Source organism: Gordonia sp. w5E2 (assembly GCF_036540975.1).
GTDB lineage: Bacteria > Actinomycetota > Actinomycetes > Mycobacteriales > Mycobacteriaceae > Gordonia > Gordonia jacobaea.
In genome coordinates, this window is the sequence record NZ_CP144213.1 from 1,795,851 (window position 1) to 1,820,323 (window position 24,473).

The window sequence follows — 24,473 nt, forward strand, 5'->3', positions numbered from 1 at the left end:
TCATCCCGCCTTCGGGTGTGAGAGAGGTGTGATGTCGTCGGCAGCGTCGGATCTGTGCGGTGTCGCTGCTGCGAGCGCCTCGACGACGGTCGGCACTGTGCGCGAGGCGAACAGGGCGTCGAAGTCGGGGAGTGAACCCAACACGTCACGGATGTGGTTGTCCTGGTGCATGATCCATCCGTACGTCGCGGGTGCGTCGACGGAGCGGACATTGCGGGCCGCGAGCGCCCGCTTGTAGTCGTCGATTCGTTTGGCGGAGATGAGCGCGGCAATCTGTTGTTCGTCGTAGTCGGCGAGGATGTCGCGGACGAACGTACCCACGCGTGTGACGAGGTCGAAGTCTTCTGTCAGGACGAGATTGCGTGCGGCTCGCGCGATGAGCTGTTCCGACCGCGAATCCGCGCCCACGACCGTCGATCTCGAGCGACGCATGCGGGTCTGGGCGACCTCTCGGGCGAGATGGAACACCGTGAACGCGTTGAGGAGTCGGTACATCGTGGCGTCGTCGGTGTGACCGTACGCGGGCACGAGGCCGTCGAGGATCGGCGTCCGGTTTCTGACATGCCGTTTGAGAGCCCTGACCTGGTCGGTGGCGATCGACGTGGACAGTTCGTCGACGAGCGCGCGGTGACCGAGCGTGGCCAGCAACGTCGGGGCGTCCTGGTGGCTGACGAGCGCGCGCGGCATGGCGTAGCTGATGTAGTGCCGCTCGGTCTCCCAGTTCTCGAGGAGCCGGTTCGCGAGCGCGGAACCGGTTGCCTCGGCGTGCATCTCGAGGAGTAGGTGGACCGCGTGGTGGTGGATCGGTGCGAGTGGGTCGTCGACTCCCGTGATCGCTCCGACGAGCACCGAGTCGGAACTGATCCGGTCGGCGAGTACACAGGCCGGATCGTACTGATAGAGGAAGCCGCCGCTCATCCCGTTGCCGAGTCCTCGACCGAACCCGCCGATATTGAGCACCGCTCCGTTGGTCATGTATTCACAACCGAACTCGCCGATGCCTTCGACCACTGCGGTGCTACCCGAATTGCGTACGGCGAAGCGGTCTCCGGCTTCTCCCTCGACGAAGAGGCGCCCACCGGTGGCTCCGAACAGCGCGAAGTTTCCGATCAGGACGTTGCCGCCCTCTGCGGGCGAACCCCCCCCCGGGAGAGCGCACCACGACCGTTCCACCCGACATCGACTTTCCGACGCCGTCGTTGCACGTACCGGTGTGCTCGAGGCGCAGACCGTCGTTGCAGAAGGCGCCGTAGGACAAGCCCGCGGAGCCAGAGGTGGGGATCGTGACGGAATCGGGTGCGAGATAACGACGCCCGCGCTCGTCGACATAGACGGCCGGTAGCAGGTCGATATTCTCGGAAGCGGCGTGTTCTGAAGCGGGGTGGTCGGGTGCGGTGTAGTTGAGCATGCGCTCGATGTCGACGGCCAGTTGCGCACCGACACTCTTGTTGCGGTTGCCGAGCACCGTCGGGATGGTGACGACACTCTCGGCCCTCTCATCGAACAGCGCGTCGCGCACCTGGGCCAGCAGCGAGTCGTCGACGGAGAAGTCGGCCTCGAGGTAGACCGGATCGGTGATCGCCTCCCTGTCGACGCGCGCGAGAAGCGGTGCGGTGTCGAGGCGGCCGACGATCGCAGGGTGGTCGATTCCGACGAGTAGGTCTGTGCGACCGCGTGCCGCGCTCAGATCGGGTAGCGCGAGGTCGGCGAGTATCTCCCGCACATCGTGCGCGACGTTCAGCAGGTACTGCGCCATGGCACGCGGATCCCCGTCGAACAGTTCGGGATTCGTCGTGAGGCCCGCCGGACATTTGATGTTGCAGTTCTTGGCCATCACGCAGCCCATCATCATCAGGGCGGCGGTACCGAACTCGAAGCTGTCGGCACCCAGCAGCGCCGAAACCACCACGTCGCGACCTGTCTGATGAGCTCCCGACGCACGGAGGACGACCTTCTCGCGGAGACCGTGCGCACCGAGTGCCTGGTGTACCTCGGCCAGACCGATCTCGGCGGCACGCCCGGCATAGCGCAGGCTGCTGACCGACGCCGCGCCGGTGCCGCCGGTGTTTCCGGCGACGTTGATCACGTCGGCGCCTGCCTTGGCGACTCCGACGGCGATGGTTCCGATGCCCTCGGACGACACCAGCTTCACGATCACGCGCACCCGCGCTGCTTTGCAGTCGTGGATGAGCTGAGCGAGGTCTTCGATCGAGTACGTGTCGTGGTGCGGTGGGGGAGAGACGAGTTCGACTCCCGGAGTGCCACCGCGGGCCGCGGCGATCTCGACGGTGACCTTCGGCGCCGGAAGTTGGCCTCCCTCACCGGGTTTGGCGCCCTGGCCGATCTTGATCTCGAGTTCGGTGAGCATGGGGTCGGCGAGGTATCCCGCCCAGATCCCGAATCTGCCCGAGGCGAACTGCTTGATCCTCGACGCGCGTAGCGTGCCGTACCTCGAATAGTGCTCGCCGCCTTCACCGCTGTTCGACAACGCGCCGACCATGTTGGTGCCGTGGGCAATGGCTTCGTGTGCCTGTGCGACGAGAGCGCCGTGGCTCATGGCCCCGGACGCGAACGTTGCGGTGATCTCGTGGGCGGGTTGCACATCGGTCAACCTGCGTGACGTGTCGGCACGACGAAGGTTGAGGACGTCGCGGACGGTACTCGGACGTTCCGCCCGGGTCCGCGCAATGTCGTCGACGAATGCGCGGTAGGCGTCGGTGACGGTGAATGCGTCGATCTCGGCATCGGTGAGCCGGTCATAGCTGCTCGATGAGTACAGTTGCGCGGTCTCGCCGAATGCGCCGTCGAGGTCGCCGAGCGTGAGCAGTCTCAGAAGATCCGCTGCCCCCGCCTCGTCGGCACGTACGGAGTTGACTGTCGCCGTGGCGAACTGCAATCTCTCCGAGACCATCTCGCCGTAGCCGCGGACGGCAGCGACGCCAAAGGAGTGGCCTGCGCCGTCGGCACGTTCCTTGAACAGTCCGAGTAGTGGAAGATCTTTGTCCGACGACGCGGCAGGCGCGGCCATCGCAGCTCGGTGAGCACCGGCAATGGCGTCGACGACATCGGCAAGTGCAGCTCCGCCCGCTGGCGAGCGCATCGTCGGAAACCATGCTGCGAGTACAGGGTCGGAGGTGTCGAGGAAGTTCGGCTCGAAGAACTCGCCACCGATGTAGCTCTCGACCGTGCACAACCCCACCCGGCCCATCGTCTTCATGAGCGACTTCGTGGCCGCAGCGGCCCAGCGAGCGAATCCTGCTGTCGCCGTCTGTTGGTCACCGGAGCGCGTTGCGCGCCGCGCGACCGAATGAGGATGTGCCGCAGCGGCTCCGAAGCCGAGGATCGCGGCGAGGTCATGCGACGACTCGATCTGGCCCGAGTCCACCACCAGGGACACGCTCAGCCGTGCGCCAGAAGCGATCAGTCGTTGGTTGACTGCAGAGACGAGGAAGATCATCGGCAAAGCGGCACGATCGGCCCGGATCGCACGGTCGCTGAGGACCGCGATTCCGCCGGTGGCGGAGGCGAACTCGACAACTTGGGTGCACACTCGCTCCACTGCGCTGACGAGTGCCGTGGCGTCGTCTTGTGCCGCGGTGTTATCGGCGCTTGCCGTATCGGAGCCGTCGGATACCTCCGGCAGCGCGAACGTGGCATCGAATACGCGGACGGGGGATTCGTCCTGCGCGAGCAAGACGTCGAGCGCGGCGGCGTCGAGTATCGGCGACGGGATGACGATCTGGCGATGCGGATGTGTTGTGGCCGTGTCGATCTCACTGATTCGAGGCCGTGCACCGAGCGCAACGCGCAGCGACATCCCGTCTGCTTCACGGATACTGTCCAACGGTGGGTTGGTGACCTGCGCGAATCGCTGCGAGAAGTACCGGGCGACGCTGGGCTCCCGATTGGTGAGCGCATTGATCGCGTTGCCGAAACCCATGGCGGAGACGCGTTCGACGCCCTCGTCGATCATCGGGTCGACAAAGTACCTCAGGCTTTCCTGGTCGAGGTGATACGCGCGGAAGCGTTGATGGTCCGTCAGCGTCGGATCGTCGCAAGGAAGGGTGGGCGAATCGTCACTTTCGGAAGTGTGTGAAGACTGTTGTGGCGCAAGCGCGCTCAGTTCGACCCGTGCGGCGTTCAGCAGTGAGGGATAGTCGCGCGCCGCGGCGAGCTTCGCGTACGCCTGCTCGGTGGTGTAACTCCGGTGCTCGCGATGGTCGTAGTAGATCATCCCGCCAGCGGACACGCGCCCACGCGCGATCACACGCTCCGGCGGTAGCGAGATCTGTCCCGCCTCGGAGAAGGCGCACAGATAGTCGGCGGTCTCGACGGTGCGCAGGGGGCGTAGTCCTAGGCGATCGAGGCGTGCACCGATGACCGTGCCGTCGCCGAACACCACGGCCGCCGGGCCGTCGTTCTTCTCCTCGTAGAGAGAGAAGTACTCGAACATCGCCCGAACCTCGGGGGCGAGTGTCGTGTCGTTCTCCCAGGCGGGCGGCATCATCGACACGATCGCGGTGACGAGGTCGACGCGTTCGGACACGACACGCGCGGCGACCGTCTGGTCAAGCCTGCTCGAGTCGGATTGACCCGGCGGTCGCGAGATGGTCCTGCCGGAGGCGGCCGCTGCGGTGACCTGCGCGATGCGATTCTTCTTGTCGGTGTTGAGCTCGCCGTTGTGCGCGAGGAGCCGAAATGGCTGAGCCATCGTGGGATGCGGGTCGGTGTTGGTGGAGAAGCGCGTGTGGAAATACAGCGTGTGCACGCGATGGTCCGGATCGGCGAGGTCGGTGAAGTAGTCGACGACCTCGTTCGACGAGAGTCTGCCCTTGAGGACCTGCGTGCGTGCGGACAGCGACAGCGGATAGAGCCCCGCGAACTCATCGGACGTGTAGGCGATGGACTCAATGTGCAGCAGTGCCTGCTGAACGAGATGGTCGAGATCGGCCGGATCCGGGCACGGGTCGGGTGCCGCGAACACCCATTGCCGGATCGGGAGCTGCGCTGCCGCGGAGGCCGGCCGCAACACCGAGGGGTCGACAGGAACGTCGCGCACGCACAGTTCGGTGAATCCGCGGTCGTGCATCGTGCGCTCGATGAGTCGCGTGGCCCTCGCTGCCGCTGCGGGGGACTCCGGGAGAAAGAAGTTGCCGACGCAGAATCGGCCGAGCTCGAGATCGGGTCGGCCGGTCACCGAACGAAAGAAGCGTCGGGACAGATCCATGGACACGCCGCCGCCGTCGCCGATGCCGAGCGCCGAGATGCCACCGCGGTGGGGTACCGAACACAGCGCCTCGCGCGCCATATCGATGACGTCATGCGTTGCCCTGCCGTCTTTGCGCGTGATGAAGCCGACGCCGCAGCTGCTCTTTTCGTCGCTGTGATCCCACACCAGGTGTGGACTCCGGATCGCGTGCACGCAGGTCCTCTCGTAGGGATGGGGTTCAAGATGCGAATGCAGCCCGCTGCGACGTTGGAGCGGTTCGCCGCTGCAACACTGGAGCGGCCCAGCCGCTGCGACGATGAAGCGGCTCGCACGACTATAACTTAGGTAAGGCACAGTAAACTAAGGCTTACCTTCGGTGGAACTACCGACTCACGTCGTCGCCGGAGCGGTTCGACACATTTACGCAGCGTGCAGCCCATTTCGCGGAGACGGAACTGCGTCGGAATGAATATGGACGGGGCCGTGTTGAGGCGGGTGACAGGCAGTCGAGTCGAATCCGGCGCCCGCGGTCGTCGCCAGCCACTAGGTTGCGATTTCCGTCTGGGCCTGGGGCGATGGCATACTGATCGGTCGAGTCCGGTACCGGTTCACACCGCCGAATCGCGGCGGTGACCCGGCGACCACAGAAAGGGACACCAGAATGAAGCAGGGAATTCACCCCGATTACCACGTCACAGAGGTCGTTTGCGGCTGTGGCAACACCTTCGAGACCCGCAGCACCGCCGAGAACGGTCGGATCAACGTCGAAGTCTGCTCGCAGTGCCACCCGTTCTACACGGGCAAGCAGAAGATCCTCGACACCGGCGGCCGCGTCGCGCGCTTCGAGAAGCGCTACGGCAAGCGCACCAAGAACGCAGACGCCAAGTAGCTATCCCGACGACGCCCGCCCGGTCACACCGACCGGGTCGGGCGTCGTTTTCGTTGGGCGAGCAAGTATCTGGGCGAGCAAGTATGAGGAGGACGAGCGGTGAATAAGAGCGCACACACGCGCGACGCCGGAGGCGGTGCCAATGGCGGTGCCATCGACGACATTCTTGCCGAGCACGCTGGGCTCGAGCAGCAGCTCTCTGATCCCTCATTGCACGACGATCCGTCGCATGCGCGGCGGGTGGGCAAACGATTTGCCGAGCTCGCGCCGATCATGGCGACGTATTCGAAGCTGCAGACCTCGCGCGATGATCTCGCCGCGGCCAGGGAACTCGCTGCAGACGATGCGGCGTTCTCCGAGGAGATTCCCGCTCTCGAAGCTGCGGTCGAATCTCTGGATGCGACGCTGACCGATCTGCTCGCACCACGCGACCCGCACGATTCCGACGACGTCGTGTTGGAGATCAAATCGGGGGCCGGTGGCGAGGAATCGGCGCTGTTCGCCTCCGATCTGGCCCGCATGTACCTCAGGTACTGCGAGCGGCACGGCTGGAAGGCCCAGGTCCTCGGTGTCACCGAGTCCGATCTCGGGGGCTACAAGGAGGCCACGCTCTCGATCAAGGGCCGCGAGCCGTCGCGCGACGGTGTGTGGTCGCGGCTGAAGTTCGAGGGCGGCGTTCACCGCGTGCAGCGTGTCCCGGTGACCGAGTCTCAGGGCCGTATCCACACGTCGGCGGCAGGCGTGCTGATCTACCCGGAACCCGAGGAGGTCGAGGAGATCGAGATCGACGAGTCCGATCTACGGATCGACGTCTACCGCTCGTCCGGCAAGGGCGGTCAGGGCGTGAACACCACCGACTCGGCGGTCCGTCTCACCCACCTGCCCACCGGGATCGTCGTGACCTGCCAGAACGAGCGATCGCAGCTCCAGAACAAGGCCCGTGCCATGCAGGTGCTGGCTGCGCGGTTGCAGTCTGCTGCCGAGGAGGAGGCCGACGCCGCCGCAGCGGAGGGCAGGGCTGCGCAGATCCGGACGGTTGATCGTTCCGAACGCATCCGCACCTACAACTTCCCGGAGAACCGGATCACCGATCACCGGATCGGTTACAAGGCAAACAATCTCGATGCCGTGCTGAGTGGCGACATGGACGCCCTGCTCGACGCGCTCGTCGCCGCAGACCGTCAGGCGCGGCTCGAGGCCGAGTGAGGTCGACCTGCGTGACAAGTGACCAGATGACGTCGGCGGTGTCGGAGCTGCATTCGGCAGCATCGCTGCTCGCGGAAGCCGGAATCGACTCGGCGCGCAGCGATGCCGAGTGGTTGATGGCGCATGTCCTCGACGTCGATCGGGGTTCGTTGGCTTTCGTCGACGGACCAGACGCGGGTGAGCGCAGGCGGTTTCGCGAACTCGTCGCGCAGCGTGCACGTCGAATTCCGTTGCAGCACATCATTGGTCGCGCCGCTTTCGGCCCCATCGATCTGGCCGTCGGGCCAGGGGTTTTCGTGCCGCGGCCCGAGACGGAGCTCATCCTCGAATGGGCCGTCGAGAATCTGCGGGGCATTTCGCATCCGCTCGTCGCCGATCTGTGTAGCGGCAGTGGGGCACTGGCCATCGCGATCGCCGTGTCGGTGCCGTCGGCCCGTGTGGTGGCGGTCGAGAAATCGCCGTCGGCACTGTTGTGGCTGCGCCGGAATGTCGAGAACCTCGGTGTCGGCGATCGCGTGGCAGTTCTCGGCGCCGATGTCACCGATTACGCACAACTGTCCGATCACATCCCGGACGGCTCGCTCGACCTCATTGTGGCGAACCCGCCGTATGTGCCGACCGACACCGACGTCTCGCCCGAAGTCGAGGCGGATCCGGCCGAGGCGGTGTTCGCCGGCCACGACGGGATGAGCGTGATCACGCCGCTCGCCGACGTCGCCGCGCGACTACTGGCACCCGCCGGGCGCATCGGCGTCGAGCATGACGATTCGACGTCGTCGCAGGTAATCGGGGCCTTCGAGGCGACGGGACGGTTCGACGACGTCGTGGCGCGCCGCGACCTCGCAGGTCGACCGCGGGTCGTGACCGCGCGCCGTCGACCTTGATCCGGCGCAGACGTGTCGCGTGAAAGGATGGATGGGTGAGCACCGTTTTCGATTGCACTGACGAGGACACCCGTTCTGCGGGCATCCAGGCGGCCGTGGGGGCCGCCAAGGCCGGGCGCCTGATCGTCACGCCCACGGACACGGTCTACGGCATCGGGTGCAACGCGTTCGACGCCGAGGCCGTCACCGACCTCCTGGCTGCAAAGCACCGGGGTCGCGACATGCCCGTACCCGTCCTGGTCGGTTCCTGGCATTCCATCGACGGTCTGGTCTTGTCGGTGTCGGCATCGGCGCGCAGCCTCGTCGAGGCGTTCTGGCCGGGCAGTGTGAGTCTCGTCGTCGAGCAGGCTCCGTCGCTCGCGTGGGATCTCGGCGACACGTCGGGCACCGTGATGTTGCGGATGCCGCTGCACCCGGTGGCCATCGAGGTGTTGCGTGAGGTCGGACCGATGGCGGTCTCGAGCGCCAACGTCTCCGGCAGGCCTCCTGCGATCACATGCGACGAGGCCCGCGAACAACTGGGCGACTCGGTGTCGGTCTACCTCGACGGCGGTAGAGCACCCAAGGGGGAGCCGTCGACAATTGTCGACGTCACGGGTCCGAGTCCGCGTGTCCTGCGCGAGGGTGCTGTGACGACGGCCGAGGTGGCAGAGGTGCTCGACGTCGATCCGGCCAGCCTGGTCAACTGATGCTCGAGCCCGTCACCGGTACCAGCATGGTCGTCGCCGACATGCTGTCGGCCGATTCGAGCTCGGGCGGTGCCGGTGTCCCGCTGCGCGAATTGCTGTTGGTCGGCCTGACCGCCGCTGCCATCACGTACCTGCTGACATCGCTGGTTCGGGTGATCGCGATCCGAGTGGGTGCTGTGGCCGTACCCCGTGTGCGAGACGTACACACCATTCCCACACCGAGGCTCGGCGGCGTCGGCATGTTCGCGGGAGTCGTCGCCGCGATCGTGTTGGCTGCCAACCTCCCCGCGCTCAACCGCGGATTCGCCTACACCAACGACATGGGTGCGGTGGTGACGGCCGGAGCGGTCATCGTCATCGTCGGGATCATCGACGACCGGTGGGGCCTCGACGCGTTGACGAAGTTCGTCGGACAACTCACGGCGGCGGGAGTCATGGTGGTGATGGGCGTGAGCTGGCTGCAGGTGCCGGTTCCGTTCGGAAACATCGGGACCATCGTTCTCGACCCGTTCCAGTCGGGGTTGCTGACAGTCGTGATCACCGTCGCCACCATCAACGCCGTCAACTTCATCGACGGACTCGACGGTCTCGCCGCAGGGCTCGGACTCATCTCGGCGTCGGCCATCTGCATGTTCTCGCTCGGCCTGCTCCGAGACCAGGGTGGCGACGTCAGCTATTACCCACCCGCACTGATCTCGGTCGCACTCGCGGGTGCTTGCCTCGGGTTCCTTCCGCACAACTTCTCGCCCGCGAGGATCTTCATGGGCGACTCGGGTGCGATGCTCATCGGCTTGATGCTGGCAGCGGCGTCGACGAGCGCGTCGGGACGTATAGCGGTGAACGCGTACGGTCCGGCCGACGTGTTCACGCTGCTCTCACCCCTGATCCTGGTTGCGGCCGTTGTCTTCATTCCGATGCTCGACATGCTGATGGCGGTGGTACGACGCACCAGGGCAGGCGTCGGGTTCTACACACCGGACAAGCTGCACCTGCATCATCGGCTGCTCGAACTGGGGCATTCACAGCGACGTGTCGCGCTGATCATCTACCTCTGGGTCGGAATCCTCGCGTTCTCGGTGGCCGCGAGCACGATCTTCCCGATGTCGGTGGTCGTGCCGGCGTTCGCGGCCGGTCTCGTGGTCGCGATGCTTGCGACGATGGCGCCCAGGCTTCAGCGGCGCATCGCGGAGCTGCGGACCGCGCGAGCGCTGCGCTGACCGACACCCTCGCTGAGGCAAGTGCTGTGCTCGAAAGACCAGGTAGGGGCCGATTCGGCGGGGTGGGTGACGGTTGACCTACCGGTTAGGTAACCGGACAGTAAAATCGTGTACTATCTGCTGTAGTACTTGAGGGGGACGCATATGATGCGCCGCTGGCGCGACGTGCCCCACCTCGGTAAGTCAACACAAACTGCGAAGACACCCCCCGGTGACCGCGGCACACCGTGTTGATAAGGTCACTGCAAATGCAGAGCGTACGCTCGGCGGCACCTGCCGCGAGGACGCACGCTCATCGCCTGATGCCTATGGCATGAGGTGTTCACGTGAGGAGAGGCAATGGCGACGTCCGCCCCTGACTCGGCTCCCGTGTATTACCCGCCCGCGCCGACCGGCCTCCGACGACCGGCGATCATCGCCGCCGTACTGACGGTCATCGTCGCGATCATCGCGGTGTTCCTCGGGAGCTGGTTGTTCCCGCTGTTCTTCGCAATCGGTGTGGTCGCCGTCTTCATCAACACCAAGATGGTCATCATGTCCGTCGAACGTGTTGCGGCAGAAGAGAATCCACGCAAGAAACTGCTCGCCGTCAACTCTGCCGCACGCCTCGGAGCCATCACTGTGCTCGCGCTGGCGGCGGCGTTCCTGTTCCGGCCCGAAGGGCTGGGCGTGATGTTCGGACTCGCTCTGGGCCAGGTTGTCCTGGTGCTGAACACGGTGATTCCGGTAATGAAAGGACTTCGTAAGCAGCTATGATCGCATCGACTTACGGCGCCGAGAGCCTCGTGCTGGCCGAAGCCCAAATCGAGGTCGGCCACCACAAGCAGGTGGAGTGGCTGGGCCTGACGTGGAACATCGACACGATTGTGGCCACTTCGATCGCGGGCTTGATCGTGATCGCATTGGCATTCTTCGTCCGGTCGAGGATGACTTCCAAGCGCCCCAATTCGGTGCAGCTGTTCTTCGAAGCAGTGACCACGCAGATGCGCAGCCAGATCGAGAACTCGATGGGCATGAAGGTCGGTGGATTCGTTCTGCCGCTCGCGGTAACGCTGTTCACGTTCATCCTCGTCGCGAACTGGCTGGCGGTTCTGCCGCTGCAGTACGGCGATGCCGAGGGCAAGAGCGCCGAGGTCTTCGCGCCTGCGGCCAGCGACGTCAACTTCTGCTACGCGCTCGCCGCGTTCGTGTTCATCTGGTACACCGCAGCGGGCATCAAGCGCCGCGGGCCGGTCGGGCACTTCACCCGCCTCGTCAAGGGCCACGTCGCATTCCTCGCGCCGATCAACATCATCGAGGAGATCGCCAAGCCGGTCTCGCTCTCGCTCCGTCTTTTCGGCAACCTGTTCGCAGGCAGCATCATGGTCGCGCTGATCTCGCTGTTCCCGGCGTACATCATGTGGGCGCCGAACGCGATCTGGAAGTCCTTCGACCTCTTCGTCGGCCTCATCCAGGCATTCATCTTCTCCCTGCTGACCGTGCTGTACTTCAGCCAGGCCATGGAGATGGACGAAGACCACTAGCAAGTCCGACCCCGACCGGCACCGCGCCGGTCGGACCTTAGACCTGGCAATCCGATTGCCAGTATCACCCGAAAGGAAAGTTCTCAATGGATCCGAATCTGATTGGTCTGGGCGCGTTGATCGGTGGCGGCCTCATCATGGGTGGCGGCGCAATCGGTGCCGGTGTCGGTGACGGTATCGCCGGTTCCGCGTTGATCTCCGGCATCGCACGTCAGCCGGAGGCTCAGGGCCGTCTGTTCACTCCGTTCTTCATCACCGTTGGTCTGGTCGAGGCTGCGTACTTCATCAACCTCGCGTTCATGGCGCTGTTCGTGTTCGCCACCCCGATCTCCGGCCAGTCCTGATCTTCCCGGTCTTAGTCGGGTTCCTCGAACAACAAGGGACATCTGAACCATGAATCTCGCCGCAGAGAACTTCTTGATCCCCAATGGCACGTTCTTCGCGTGTCTGCTGATCTTCGTCATCGTGCTGGTCGTCATCCGCGCGTGGGTCGTGCCACCGATTGTGAAGGTGCTCGACGAACGGCAGGCGCGCGTCGCGAAGACCGCTGAGGACAACAACGCCGCTGCGGCGAGCTACGAGGACGCCGATCGGGAGTACCAGGCTCGAATGAAGGACGCCCGCGCTGACGCGACCGGTATCCGGGACGAAGCGCGGGCCAAGGGTAACGAGGAGCTGTCGGATGCGAAGCGGCGTGCGACGGATGAAGCCGACGCCGCTCTCGCGAAGATCTCCGCCGATCTCAAGGTGGAGGCCGACAGCGCCGTGACAGAGGCCAAGCGCGACGTCGACTCGTTGTCGCGAACGCTTGCCGAACGAGTTCTCGGCAAGCAGGGTGCCGGCGTGCAAAGTGCAGGGGCGTCGACCGCCTCGGCAGAGACTGAGACGGTGAAGTAGCAGTGGATATTTTTATCGGACAGCTCATCGGCTTTCTGATCGTCATCTTCCTGTTGTGGAAGTTCGTCGTCCCGTTCTTGCGCAAGGTCGTGAAGAACGCGCAGGACGTCGTCGATCAGCAGGTGGCCGAGAGTGACGCGGCCAAGGCCCGCCTCGAGGACGCCAAGGTCGCGCACGAGCGCTCGATCGAGCAGGCAAAGGTCGAGGCAAAGCAACTGCACGAAGGTGCGGTCGAAGATGCCGAGGGCATCGCGGATGACCTGCACAAGCAGGCAGACGCCGAGGTCAAGCGCATCTCCGAGCACGGCAAGACGCAGGGCGAACTGACCAGAACGTCCATGGTTCGCCAGTTGCGCAGCGAGCTCGGACTCACCGCGGTCGACGGCGCGGGCAAGATCGTGCGCGATCACCTCGCCGACCCGGCCAATCAGTCGGAGACCGTCGATCGTGTCATCGACGAGCTCTCGGCCATGTCGCGCGGCGGACAGCCGTCGACCGGTGTGCCGAGTTCGAGCGAACTGATCGGTCTGCATTCGATGCATGCCGCGAGCCGAGAGGCCGCGCGTGCGGTCGCTCGCGAGTTCGCCACCAACACTGAAGGCAAGTCGCCTCAGGACCTGCTTGCGGCAAGCGAGGATCTGACTCAGATCATCGACTTCCTCCAGCAGAATCCGGTGTTGCGCAAGAAGTTCACCGAGGACGAGGATTTCCCGGCTCTCAAGAAGAACCTGGTGCACACCCTCTTCGACGGCAAGGCATCGCCGATCGCGGTCGAGATCGTCGCATCAGCCGTCGCACAGCACTGGTCAGCGCCCAACGACATTCTCGTCGCGCTGCGCAGGCAGAACGCGCTTGTCGTGCTGACCGCCGCCGAGCGTGACGGTCAGATCGAACAGGTCGAGGACGAACTGTTCCGGGTGAGCCGCCTGCTCGACGCGAATCCGACCCTGGCGTCGTTGCTGACCGACTTCACCAAGCCGGCCGACAGGCGTAACGGCCTGCTCACCGGGCTGGTGGGGGATCAGATCGGCGACTACACCTCGCATCTGCTCACCCAGACGATCAGCCTGCTCCACGGACAGCCCGCGGAGTCTGCCGTCGACCAACTAGCTGCGCTGGCAGCAGCGCTGCGCGGCGAAACCGTTGCCCACGTGGTGTCGGCGGCCGAATTGAGCGATGCTCAGAAGGAACGTCTCGGTGGAGTGCTCGCCGAGATCTACCACCGTTCGATCTCGGTGCAGACCGAGGTCGACCCGTCGATCATCGGCGGACTGCGTATCGGTGTCGGCGACGAGGTCATCGAGGCCGACATCGCGACACGCCTGGCGAAAGCCGCCGAGACACTGCCGAGGTAAGCGCCTCGCCGTACTGGCCACCACCACAACGGCGACCGTGCCTCATCACCACGACTCACTTACACCGACCGACATCAAGAAAGACGAGAACCCATGGCGGAGTTGACGATCTCAGCAGACGAGATTAAGGGAGCGATCGAGCAGTACGTCTCGTCGTTCGAAGCCGAAGCCTCGCGCGACGAGGTCGGCACGATCACCGACACGGCTGACGGTATCGCCCACGTCAGCGGTCTTCCGGGCGCGATGGCCAACGAGCTGTTGCAGTTCCCGGGCGGCGTCCAGGGTGTTGCACTGAACCTCGACGAGGACGAGATCGGCGCCGTCATCCTCGGTGACTACGAGGACCTCGAAGAGGGCGCTCAGGTCAGCCGTACCGGCGAGGTGCTCTCGGTGCCCGTCGGCGACAAGTTCCTCGGACGCGTGGTCGACCCGCTCGGCGCACCGATCGACGGACTCGGCGACATCGAGGCCGAGGACAACCGCGTCCTCGAGCTGCAGGCAGCCACCGTGCTCGAGCGTCAGCCCGTCGAGGAGTCGCTGGCCACCGGCATCAAGGCCATCGACGCCATGACGGCGATCGGTCGCGGACAGCGTCAGCTGATCATCGGCGACCGCAAGACCGGTAAGACCGCGGTCTGCGTCGACGCGATCCTGAACCAGAAGGACAACTGGGCAACCGGTGACCCCAGCAAGCAGGTTCGCTGCATCTACGTCGCGATCGGCCAGAAGGGCTCGACGATCGCCGGCGTGAAGACGGCTCTCGAAGAGGCCGGCGCGATGGAGTACACCACCATCGTCGCGGCTCCCGCGTCCGACTCGGCCGGCTTCAAGTGGCTCGCCCCCTACACCGGCTCGGCCCTCGGCCAGCACTGGATGTACCAGGGCAAGCACGTTCTGGTGGTCTTCGACGACCTGACCAAGCAGGCCGAGGCCTACCGCGCGATCTCGCTGCTGCTGCGTCGCCCGCCGGGCCGCGAGGCATACCCCGGCGACGTCTTCTACTTGCACTCCCGCCTGCTCGAGCGTGCTGCCAAGCTCTCCGACGAACTCGGTGGCGGTTCGATGACGGCACTGCCGATCATCGAGACCAAGGCCAACGACGTCTCGGCCTTCATCCCGACCAACGTCATCTCGATCACCGACGGACAGGTCTTCCTCGAGTCCGACCTGTTCAACAAGGGTGTTCGTCCGGCCATCAACGTCGGTACCTCGGTGTCGCGCGTCGGTGGTGCAGCACAGACCAAGGGCCTCAAGAAGGTCTCCGGCTCGCTGCGTCTCGAGCTCGCACAGTTCCGTGAGCTCGAAGCGTTCGCCGCCTTCGCCTCCGACCTCGACGCGGCGTCGAAGGCTCAGCTCGAGCGCGGCGCCCGCTGGGTCGAGATGCTCAAGCAGGACCAGTACAGCCCCTACTCGGTCGAGGACGAGATCGTCTCGATCTACCTCTGCGGTGAGGGCCACTACGACTCCGTGCCGGTCAATGACATCCGGAACTTCGAGACGCAGCTGCTCAGCCACCTGCACCACAACGCGACCGGGGTCTACGACTCCATCGCCGGTGGCAAGGTTCTCGGCGACGATGAGGCCGAGGCGCTCGTCGCCGAGACCAACAAGTTCAAGAACAGCTACCTCACCCACGACGGCAAGCGCGTCGTGAACGAGGCCGAGGCAGCCGCAATGGACGCCGACGACGTCGAGCAAGAACAGATCAAGATCCGGAAGTGACCTTGTGACTGTCTGTGCCCGCATCGGGCGTATCCGTGCGAAGGAAGAAGGGGTGAGGGCTCATGGCCAGCATTCGTGAGCTGCGCTCACGCATCCGGTCGGTCCAGTCGACGAAGAAGATCACCAAGGCACAGGAGCTGATCGCGACCTCGCGTATCACCAAGGCTCAGGCCAGGGTTGCGGCAGCCAAGCCGTACTCGGAAGAGATGACCAAGGTGCTCTCGGAGCTGGCCAGCAGTGCGGGGTCGCTTGACCACCCGCTGCTCAAGGAGCGCGAGGATCCCAAGCGTGCGGCGATCCTGGTGATCACCAGTGACCGCGGCATGGCGGGTGGATACAACTCCAACGTGCTCCGGTCGTCGCGCGAGCTCATCTCGCTCATCCGCGACGAGGGCAAAGAACCGGTGGTCTTCGTCATGGGCACCAAGGGCGTGAACTACTTCACGTTCCGTGGCATGGACGTCGCGGCGTCGTGGACCGGGTTCTCGCAGGCCCCGGAATACGCAGATGCGGCGCAGGCGAGCAACTTCCTGGTCGACCTGTTCGTGGCCGGGTCGGGCGAGAACATCGACCTCCCCGACGGCGAGGGAACCATCGAGGGCGTCGACGAGCTGCACATCGTCTACACCCGGTTCGTCTCCATGCTGACCCAGACCCCCGAGGTTCGCCGGATGGCGCCGCTGGTGGTCACCGAGAACGACAACCCGGATCACGGCGAGGTCGAGGTCGACGACGAGTCGCGCAACTACAGCTTCGAGCCCAGTGCGGAGACGCTTCTCGAGGCACTGCTGCCGAAGTACGTCGCCACGCGCGTCTACGCGGCGCTGTTGGACTCTGCGGCATCTGAGTCGGCCGCTCGTCGCACCGCCATGAAGGCGGCAACCGACAACGCCGAGGAATTGTCCAAGTCGTTGTCGCGTGAAGCCAACCAGCTTCGCCAGGCTCAGATCACCCAGGAAATCAGCGAGATCGTCGGCGGATCGAGCGCGCTGGCCTGATGACGCCGATCCCGCCCCAAACTTCGATCAAAAGGAAGTGACCCAAGCATCATGACCGCAACTGTAGAGACACCCTCGTCGCAGTCGGCGGGGACCACTGAGGGCCGCGTGGTCCGCATCATCGGCCCCGTCGTCGACGTCGAATTCCCCCGCGGCTCGATCCCAGACCTGTTCAACGCCCTGCACACCGACGTGACGCTCGAGGCCGTTGCCAAGACGCTGACCCTCGAGGTCGCGCAGCACCTCGGCGACAACCTGGTCCGCACCATTTCGATGCAGCCCACCGACGGCCTCGTCCGTGGCGCGGTCGTGACCGACTCGGGCTACCCGATCCGCGTTCCGGTCGGCGACCAGGTCAAGGGCCACGTGTTCAACGCACTCGGCGACTGCCTCGACAGCCCCGGCCTCGGCCGCGATGGCGAGCAGTGGGGCATCCACCGCAAGCCCCCGGCCTTCGACGAGCTCGAGGGTAAGACCGAGATCCTCGAGACCGGCATCAAGGTCATCGACCTGCTGACCCCGTACGTCAAGGGCGGCAAGATCGGCCTGTTCGGCGGCGCCGGCGTCGGCAAGACCGTTCTGATCCAGGAGATGATCACCCGTATCGCGCGTGAGTTCTCCGGAACCTCCGTGTTCGCGGGCGTCGGTGAGCGCACCCGTGAGGGCACCGACCTGATCATGGAAATGGAAGAGATGGGCGTCCTCCAGGACACCGCCCTTGTCTTCGGCCAGATGGACGAGCCGCCGGGCACGCGTATGCGCGTCGCTCTCTCGGCCCTGACCATGGCCGAGTACTTCCGTGACGTGAAGCACCAGGACGTGCTGCTGTTCATCGACAACATCTTCCGATTCACCCAGGCGGGTTCGGAGGTGTCGACGCTGCTCGGCCGTATGCCTTCCGCCGTGGGTTACCAGCCGACGCTTGCCGACGAGATGGGTGAGCTCCAGGAGCGCATCACCTCGACGAAGGGCCGTTCGATCACGTCGCTGCAGGCGATCTACGTGCCTGCCGACGACTACACCGACCCGGCACCCGCGACGACATTCGCGCACCTCGACGCGACGACCGAGCTCTCGCGCCCGATCTCGCAGCTCGGTATCTACCCGGCTGTGGATCCGCTAACGTCGACCTCGCGCATCCTCGAGGCGTCGATCGTCGGTGACGAGCACTTCCGCGTCGCCAACGAGGTCAAGAGCATCCTGCAGAAGTACAAGGAGCTCCAGGACATCATCGCGATCCTCGGTATGGACGAGCTGTCCGAAGAGGACAAGGTGACCGTCCAGCGTGCCCGTCGTATCCAGAAGTTCCTTGGTCAGAACTTCCTCGTCGCCGAGAAGTTCACCGGCCAGCCCGGATCGGTCGTGCCGCTCGCCGACACCATCGAGGCATTCGACCGCATCTGCAAGGGTGAGTTCGACGCTTACCCGGAGCAGGCGTTCAACAGCTGCGGTGGCCTCGACGACGTGGAGGCAGCCGCCGCCAAGCTCGCCGGAAAGTAGCGGTACGCCATGGCTGAGAAGTCCTTCCACGTCGAGGTCGTGTCCGCCGACGCCGAGCTGTACTCGGGCGAGGCCACGTTCGTCATCGCGCAGACCACGGTCGGCGAGATGGGTGTGCTGGCCAACCACGAACCGCTGCTCGGACAGCTCGTGCCCGGCGGGTTCGTGGTGATCGTCGAGGAAAGCGGTACCCGCAAGGCGGCCGCCGTCGAAGGCGGTTTCATCTCGGTGACCGGTGAGTCGGTGACGATTCTCGCCGAGGCCGCGGAGTGGGCAGATGGCGTTGACATCAACGCCGAGAAGTCCGCTCTCGAGTCCGCAGAGCCCGATACGCCGGAGTACAACCGCGCTCATGCACGGTTGCGCGCCGCGGAGCAGATCGCCTGATCGAGAACGAGCCGATGCGTGCGGTGGAGTCCTGATCTGGACGAAAACCGTTGCGTCACAACTGAATACGAGTCGTCACGATGACTCGGTAGTCGTCAGCCAGCCACCCGCGTATCGCGGGTGGCTGGCTGCTTCATACGGTCTACTGGCATGCTGGGGGTACGTCATCGCCGAATCAGCCCGTCGACAGCCCGCCGACATCTCGGTGATGCAACCCGCGCGAGGGAGGTTTGCCGCGTGACCGTTGTGGTCGTCCTGCTGATTCTGCTTGTGGTGGCGCTGGTTGTCTGCGGCCTGCTGGCATATCGACTACAACAGCTACGCAGCGCGGGGACCCCCGCGCTACTGCGCGACCTGCCTGCGAAGGTCGACGAGGGCTGGCGCCACGGCACCGTCCACTACGGCGATGAATCGCTGCGGTACTTCCGGCTCAGCTCGCTTCGGCCAGGTCCGTCACGTCGCTTCCCCCGCCACAGCATCGAGATCGTCGGTCGTCGATGCGCGGCAGGCAGCGAGGGCGTCATTCTCGACGGGATGACCATCCTGCACGTCCGCGAGTACCACGACGACGAGCCCAGCGAGTACGAGCTCGCCCTGACACCCGACGGCGTCACGGCCTTCCAAGCGTGGCTGGAGGCGGGCGCTCCGCAGCGGTCACAGCGGCGTCGAAGCGCCTGAAATCCTTCCGTCCCGGGAGCCCGTCGCTCCGGAGCTGTTCACGCCTGAGGCCGGCACTCAGGGGCGGTGACGATCCCCTCCGGGAACCCAGGTCACGTCGCCATCTCCGCCCGGCCCTCGATTGGCTACTCGGGACAGAATGAACAGCAGATCCGACAGCCGATTCAGGTACCGGGCGGGCAGGACGGACGTGTGGTCGGGGTCGGCGTCGACCGCGGCCCATGCCGAACGTTCCGCTCGACGAGTGACTGCGCGTGCTTGGTGCAGAAGTGCGGCGAACGGTGTGCCACCGGGCAGGACGAAGGAGTTCAGAGCGGGGAGATCGGCACCGAAGGCGTCGCACCATGACTCGAGGGCGTCGATGTAGCTCTGTTCGATGCGCAGCGGCGGATATTTGGGGTCGTCGACGACCGGCGTCGAGAGGTCCGCTCCGGCGTCGAAGAGGTCGTTCTGGACCGTCGTGAGCACGGTTGTGATCGCGTCTGGGATCTCGCCACCGAGCGCGAGGGCCGTGCCGATGAAGGTGTTGGCCTCGTCGCAGTCGGCATAGGCGACAACGCGCGCATCTGTCTTGGCTACGCGTGAGAAGTCGCTGAGCCCAGTGGTGCCGTCGTCGCCGGTGCGGGTGTAGATACGAGTCAGATGCACGGCCATGGACCCAAATGTAACCGCAGGTCCAGTGCTGTGCGTTGAGCACTGCCGCGAGGCGGATAAGGTATCTGACGTGAGTGATCGGTTTCTGGTGTCCGGGGGAGCACGCCTGCACGGCGAGGTGTCGGTCGGTGGGGCCAAGAACAGCGTCCTCAAACTGATGGCTGCGTCGTTGCTCGCCGAGGGCACGACCACGTTGACCAATTCGCCCGAGATCGCCGACGTTCCGCTCATGGCCGACGTCCTGCGCGGTCTGGGTGCTGTCGTCGAGATCAACGGTGAGACGGTCACGATCGAAGCGCCCGCGGAACCCAAGTACCACGCCGATTTCGACGCGGTGAAGCAGTTCCGCGCGTCGGTGTGCGTGCTGGGACCGCTGATGGCGCGGTGCCGACGCGCTGTGGTCGCGCTCCCCGGTGGCGATGCGATCGGTTCCCGACCCCTCGACATGCACCAGGCGGGGCTGCGGGCGCTCGGCGCTCATAGTTCGATCGAGCATGGCTGTGTGGTCGCCGAGGCCGACGCGCTCGTCGGCGCCCCGATCGCACTCGAGTTTCCCTCCGTCGGCGCCACCGAGAACATCCTGATGGCCGCGGTTCTCGCCGAGGGAGAGACGGTCATCGACAACGCTGCCCGTGAGCCCGAGATCGTCGACCTGTGCGTGATGCTTCAACAGATGGGCGCGCGGATCGAGGGCGCGGGTACGTCGACGTTGACGGTCACCGGCGTCGAACGGCTGCATCCGACCACCCACCGGGTCGTCGGCGACAGGATCGTCGGTGCGACGTGGGGTATCGCCGCGGTGATGACCCGCGGCGACGTCACGGTCAACGGTGTCAATCCTCATCATCTGCAGCTGGTGTTGAACAAGCTCGTCGACACCGGAGCCCGCGTGGAGACGCATCCGAACGGATTCCGCGTCAGTCATGACCGCAGACCAACCGCCGTCAACGTCTCGACGCTGCCGTTCCCCGGATTCCCGACGGACCTGCAGCCGATGGCGATCGGCTGGGCGTCGATTGCCGAGGGGATGTCGGTGATCACCGAGAACGTCTTCGAGGCGCGATTCCGCTTCGTCGAGGAGATGGTCCGCCTCGGAGCCGACGCACGTACCGACGGCCATCATGCGGTCATCCGTGGCATCGAGAAGCTCTCCAGCGCACCCGTGTGGTGCTCGGATATTCGCGCGGGCGCGGGTCTCGTACTCGCGGGGCTCGTCGCCGACGGTGTGACCGAGGTGCACGACGTCGAGCACATCGACCGGGGATATCCGCACTTCGTCGAGAATCTTCGGAGTCTCGGCGGCGAGATCGAACGCCGCACCGGGTAAGCGCATGGCCGACATCGAGCACGCTCGTGGCGTCGACATCGCCGAATGGTCCACCCGGTTCGACCTGCTGTCGGACCCGCACCGCCTGGAGATCCTGCTGGTGCTGCACCGCCATCCGGGCATCATCGTCGGCGATATCGCCGCAGAGGTCGGACGCACCGAGACCGCGGTCTCGCAGGCGCTACGTGTGCTGCGTCATCAGGGATGGGTCACGTCGACGCGGGTCGGACGATCGGTGAGCTACCGGCTCGACGACGAGACGGTTCACGATCTTCTGCACTGGATCGGTGCAGGACACAACCCGCCCTCCTAGGCAACAGACTGGCCGGCCACCTCGGAGCATCGTGTGGTCAGTGTCACACCTGACCCTTCGGATAGTCTGCCCGCTTCAACATCTGAATAAGTGGACAGATGTCGGCGCTGGACCTAACGTCTGTCGCATCGTGTTCGTGCGGACCGCGCATCCCGGGGTCTGACGGCACGCACGTGCTCACCCGTTGAAGGGACACCGCTCAATGTCCACAACCGTCGTCGCCATGCATATGAGCGACGGAATCATCAACGCGCAGACGTCGATCCTGTTCGGTGTCGTCGCCGCAGTGGGACTCGCATTCTGTGCGTGGCGCGCTCGGACCGATCTGGACGAGAAGGCCGTACCGATGGCCGGCCTCGTTGCCGCGTTCATCTTCGCCGTCCAGATGATCAACTTCCCGATACTGCCCGGCGTCAGCGGACACCTGCTCGGTGGTGCACTCGCCGCCATCCTGGTCGGGCCGTACACCGGTGCGCTGTGCATCGCGATCGTCCTCGTCGTGCAGTGTCTGCTGTTCGCCGACGGTGGCGTCACCGCCCTCGGTGCCAACATCACCAACATGGCCCTGATCTCGACATTCGTCGGGTACGGCGTCGCGGTCGGGTTGTCGCGACTCCTGCGCTCCCGACGCCGCGGGGTGTCGCGGCTCGGCGCGATCTCGTTCATTGCGGCGTTGTGTGGAACCGTCTCCGCTGCAACGGGTTTCGTCATCGAGTACGCGATCGGCGGTGCCGCGACGACATCCCTGACGACGGTCGCGGGCTACATGTGGGGCACACACATCCTGATCGGGATCGGTGAAGGGCTGATCACCGCGGTGACTGTCGTCGCCGTTGCCAAAGCGCGTCCCGACCTCGTCTACCTGCTGCGGCGCGAACGCGTTGTCTCCGAGCGAATCGAGGTGGCGGCATGAGTATCGCCGCATCCGAGTCGCGCCCGCCACGAGTCCGGCGTCGTCACTTCCTCATCGGGTTCGCCGTGGTCGCGCTACTGATCGCGGGACTGCTGTCCTACTTCGCGAGTAGTTCGCCAGACGGTCTCGATTCGGCCACTCTGCAGGGTTGTCAGACCGTCACGGTGAACGGTGTCGAGGAGCTGAAGGGCACCTGCATCGCACAGCACGCCACCGATCACGCGATGTCGTCGTCGCCGCTCGCCGAGTACGCGGTGAAGGGTGCCCAGTACACGAACGGCATCGCTGGGATCATCGGCGTGCTCGTCACTCTCGCGGTGGCGGTCGGCGCGTTCTGGTTGATCGCCCGCGCACGTCGAACGAGCGGCGCCGCAGTTCAGGCAGACGACTGACGATGGGCGCCGGGCACGCACATCCGCTCTACCGCGACGTCACCTCGCGTGTGCACCGCGCGCCGACCGAGGTCAAACTCGTCTGTCTCGTGCTGTTCGTCTTCGCCGTGGTCGCCACGCCGCGCGAGATGTTCTGGCCCTACCTGGGTTTCGCGGTCATCGTGCTCGTCGTGTGGCAGCTCGCCCGCGTTCCGCTTCGGTGGATCGTTCCACGGATGCTGATCGAGGTTCCGTTCGTCGTCCTCGCCGTGTTGTTGCCGTTCGCCGAAGGTGGGCGTCGCGTCGACGTCGTCGGCGTATCCCTCTCCGTGGCAGGGCTTTACGCTGCATGGGGAATCGTCGTCAAGGGCACATTGGGTGTCGCGGCGTCGTTGACCTTCGCGGCAACCACCCCGGCCCGCGAGTTGCCCGTCGCACTGAGCAGGCTCGGGGTTCCCCGGACCATCACCCCGATCTTCGTGATGATGCTGCGGTACGTCGATCTGCTGTCCGCGGAGGTCAAGCGCATGCAGATCGCGCGTACCGCACGCGGTGATTCTCCGCGCGCACTGCATCAGGCGAAAGCTGTTGCCGTGAGCGTCGGATCGGTGTTCCTGCGCTCCTACGAACGTGGCGAACGGGTGCACCTCGCGATGATGTCGCGGGGGTTCACCGGAACGATCCCCGACATGCCCGGCGTGGCGACGTCGCCACGTGCGACGTCTGCACAGTGGACGCTGGTGTTGCTTCCCGCGGCCGCTGCCGTCGCCGTTGCGGCCGCAGCGTGGAGCCTGTCATGAACGCGATAGACATCCGAGAACTCCGATTCGCCTATCCCGACGGCCATGTCGCGCTCGACGGCATCGACCTGTCGGTCGCCGAGGGTGAGCGGGTGGCAGTGCTCGGTCCCAACGGGGCGGGCAAGACGACCCTGATGCTCGCGCTCAACGGTGTGCTTCTGCCGACCTCGGGGTCGGTGTCGATCTACGGCTCACCGGTGGGGAAGTCGACGCTGCGCGAGGTACGACGACGCGTCGGCCTGGTGTTCCAGGATCCCGACGACCAGTTGTTCATGCCGACGCTCGCCGAGGACGTCGCCTTCGGTCCCGCGAACTTCGGTGTCGACGGCCCCGAACTCGCGCAGCGGGTCGCGGAGGCGCTCGAGGCGGTGTCGATGACGCAGCACGCGGGTGCCAGTCCACACCATCTGTCCGGGGGACAGCGCAGACGAGGTGCCCTCGCGACTGTATTGGCTTGTCGCCCAGACATACTCGTGCTCGACGAGCCGTCGGCCAACCTCGACCCGGTGGCGCGGCGCGAACTCGCCGACACCCTGCTCACCCTCGACACGACGATGCTCGTCGTCACCCACGACCTGCCCTATGCGGCCCAGTTGTGCGACCGCGCGGTGATCGTCGATGACGGGCGGGTCGTCGCCGACGATTCCGTCGACGCGATCCTTGCCGACACCGCACTGCTCGCCGCGCATCGGCTCGAGCTGCCGTGGGGTTTCGACGCCGAGACCCTGCGGCGTGCGAGGGTGTGCCAACGCTGAAACCGCCGCGGTGGGTACCTGTCCGGAAGGTCAGGTGCTCACCCGACCGCGGGTCAGTACTGGCGGCAGTATCGGACGGTTCGGTCGCAAAGCACTTCTGAGGCCGGGTGTGACGCGCGTAACGTCTCGATCGCTCACCCACTCCCGACGCCACGTGTGTCGGCAGCACGAGAAGGTCAGGTCAGA

Annotated in this window: 22 protein-coding genes and 1 pseudogene; 21 read left to right on the top strand and 2 right to left on the bottom strand. The window is 65.2% G+C overall.

The window, feature by feature from the left end; genetic code table 11:
- A pseudogene (locus RND64_RS08160) lies at positions 1-5,422 on the bottom strand (glutamate synthase-related protein).
- Between the two features lie 448 nt (positions 5,423-5,870).
- Between RND64_RS08160 and rpmE the strand changes: the two are divergent.
- From rpmE to RND64_RS08235, 15 genes are all read left to right on the top strand, one after another.
- Positions 5,871-6,098 (top strand): 50S ribosomal protein L31, encoded by a 228-nt coding sequence (gene rpmE, locus RND64_RS08165; RefSeq protein ID WP_049700985.1) that lies wholly within the window; start codon positions 5,871-5,873, stop codon positions 6,096-6,098.
- A gap of 99 nt (positions 6,099-6,197) precedes the next feature.
- Positions 6,198-7,304, top strand: a complete 1,107-nt coding sequence (gene prfA / locus RND64_RS08170) for a peptide chain release factor 1 (protein WP_331436534.1) — start codon at positions 6,198-6,200, stop codon at positions 7,302-7,304.
- A gap of 26 nt (positions 7,305-7,330) precedes the next feature.
- Positions 7,331-8,188 carry a peptide chain release factor N(5)-glutamine methyltransferase gene (gene prmC, locus RND64_RS08175; protein WP_331436652.1) on the top strand — a complete coding sequence of 286 codons (858 nt, stop codon included), beginning with the start codon at positions 7,331-7,333 and terminating at the stop codon, positions 8,186-8,188.
- 35 nt (positions 8,189-8,223) lie between these two features.
- A complete protein-coding gene (locus RND64_RS08180; protein ID WP_049700982.1) occupies positions 8,224-8,877 on the top strand; it encodes an L-threonylcarbamoyladenylate synthase in 654 nt (217 codons plus the stop codon).
- Positions 8,877-10,094: an MraY family glycosyltransferase gene (locus tag RND64_RS08185; RefSeq protein WP_049700981.1), complete on the top strand. Its 1,218-nt coding sequence runs from the start codon at positions 8,877-8,879 to the stop codon at positions 10,092-10,094. The genes RND64_RS08180 and RND64_RS08185 overlap by 1 nt, the downstream gene beginning before the upstream one ends.
- A gap of 339 nt (positions 10,095-10,433) precedes the next feature.
- Positions 10,434-10,850, top strand: a complete 417-nt coding sequence (locus RND64_RS08190) for a hypothetical protein (protein ID WP_005205734.1) — start codon at positions 10,434-10,436, stop codon at positions 10,848-10,850.
- Positions 10,847-11,617, top strand: a complete 771-nt coding sequence (gene atpB / locus RND64_RS08195; protein ID WP_270486936.1) for a F0F1 ATP synthase subunit A — start codon at positions 10,847-10,849, stop codon at positions 11,615-11,617. The genes RND64_RS08190 and atpB overlap by 4 nt, the downstream gene beginning before the upstream one ends.
- 86 nt (positions 11,618-11,703) lie before the next feature.
- Positions 11,704-11,961: a F0F1 ATP synthase subunit C gene (locus RND64_RS08200; protein ID WP_005179417.1), complete on the top strand. Its 258-nt coding sequence runs from the start codon at positions 11,704-11,706 to the stop codon at positions 11,959-11,961.
- 49 nt (positions 11,962-12,010) lie between these two features.
- Positions 12,011-12,514, top strand: coding sequence for a F0F1 ATP synthase subunit B (locus RND64_RS08205; RefSeq protein WP_270486935.1), 504 nt, complete (start codon positions 12,011-12,013; stop codon positions 12,512-12,514).
- 2 nt (positions 12,515-12,516) lie between these two features.
- Positions 12,517-13,869 carry a F0F1 ATP synthase subunit B/delta gene (locus tag RND64_RS08210; protein WP_331436536.1) on the top strand — a complete coding sequence of 451 codons (1,353 nt, stop codon included), beginning with the start codon at positions 12,517-12,519 and terminating at the stop codon, positions 13,867-13,869.
- A gap of 93 nt (positions 13,870-13,962) precedes the next feature.
- Positions 13,963-15,591, top strand: a complete 1,629-nt coding sequence (gene atpA, locus RND64_RS08215) for a F0F1 ATP synthase subunit alpha (RefSeq protein ID WP_331436537.1) — start codon at positions 13,963-13,965, stop codon at positions 15,589-15,591.
- 62 nt (positions 15,592-15,653) lie between these two features.
- Positions 15,654-16,589, top strand: coding sequence for a F0F1 ATP synthase subunit gamma (locus RND64_RS08220; RefSeq protein ID WP_331436538.1), 936 nt, complete (start codon positions 15,654-15,656; stop codon positions 16,587-16,589).
- A 51-nt stretch (positions 16,590-16,640) separates the two neighbouring features.
- On the top strand, positions 16,641-18,089 hold the full coding sequence (gene atpD, locus RND64_RS08225; RefSeq protein WP_049700975.1) for a F0F1 ATP synthase subunit beta: 1,449 nt from the start codon (positions 16,641-16,643) through the stop codon (positions 18,087-18,089).
- Positions 18,090-18,098: 9 nt separating this feature from the next.
- The gene (locus RND64_RS08230; protein ID WP_049700974.1) at positions 18,099-18,476 is read left to right on the top strand and encodes a F0F1 ATP synthase subunit epsilon; all 378 of its coding nucleotides are present in this window, start codon (positions 18,099-18,101) and stop codon (positions 18,474-18,476) included.
- Positions 18,477-18,713: 237 nt separating this feature from the next.
- A complete protein-coding gene (locus RND64_RS08235) occupies positions 18,714-19,154 on the top strand; it encodes a DUF2550 domain-containing protein (protein WP_331436539.1) in 441 nt (146 codons plus the stop codon).
- A gap of 57 nt (positions 19,155-19,211) precedes the next feature.
- Here the strand turns inward: RND64_RS08235 and RND64_RS08240 are convergent, their stop codons facing one another.
- Positions 19,212-19,808 (bottom strand): cob(I)yrinic acid a,c-diamide adenosyltransferase, encoded by a 597-nt coding sequence (locus RND64_RS08240; protein WP_331436540.1) that lies wholly within the window; start codon positions 19,806-19,808, stop codon positions 19,212-19,214.
- A gap of 70 nt (positions 19,809-19,878) precedes the next feature.
- Here RND64_RS08240 and murA point away from each other — a divergent pair, with 70 nt between their 5' ends.
- The 6 genes from murA (at position 19,879) to RND64_RS08270 (ending at position 24,287) form a co-directional block, all read left to right on the top strand.
- Positions 19,879-21,135, top strand: a complete 1,257-nt coding sequence (gene murA / locus RND64_RS08245; protein WP_049700971.1) for a UDP-N-acetylglucosamine 1-carboxyvinyltransferase — start codon at positions 19,879-19,881, stop codon at positions 21,133-21,135.
- A 4-nt stretch (positions 21,136-21,139) separates the two neighbouring features.
- Positions 21,140-21,448 (top strand): ArsR/SmtB family transcription factor, encoded by a 309-nt coding sequence (locus tag RND64_RS08250; protein WP_049700970.1) that lies wholly within the window; start codon positions 21,140-21,142, stop codon positions 21,446-21,448.
- A 202-nt stretch (positions 21,449-21,650) separates the two neighbouring features.
- Complete coding sequence (locus RND64_RS08255) at positions 21,651-22,361, top strand: energy-coupling factor ABC transporter permease (RefSeq protein ID WP_064869980.1); 711 nt, start codon at positions 21,651-21,653, stop codon at positions 22,359-22,361.
- Entirely contained in the window at positions 22,358-22,753 is a 396-nt protein-coding gene (locus tag RND64_RS08260) for a PDGLE domain-containing protein (protein ID WP_049700968.1), read from the top strand. Before RND64_RS08255 ends, RND64_RS08260 begins: the two co-directional genes overlap by 4 nt.
- A gap of 2 nt (positions 22,754-22,755) precedes the next feature.
- A complete protein-coding gene (gene cbiQ / locus RND64_RS08265) occupies positions 22,756-23,532 on the top strand; it encodes a cobalt ECF transporter T component CbiQ (RefSeq protein ID WP_331436541.1) in 777 nt (258 codons plus the stop codon).
- On the top strand, positions 23,529-24,287 hold the full coding sequence (locus RND64_RS08270; RefSeq protein ID WP_331436542.1) for an energy-coupling factor ABC transporter ATP-binding protein: 759 nt from the start codon (positions 23,529-23,531) through the stop codon (positions 24,285-24,287). Before cbiQ ends, RND64_RS08270 begins: the two co-directional genes overlap by 4 nt.
- Positions 24,288-24,473 lie beyond the last annotated feature (186 nt).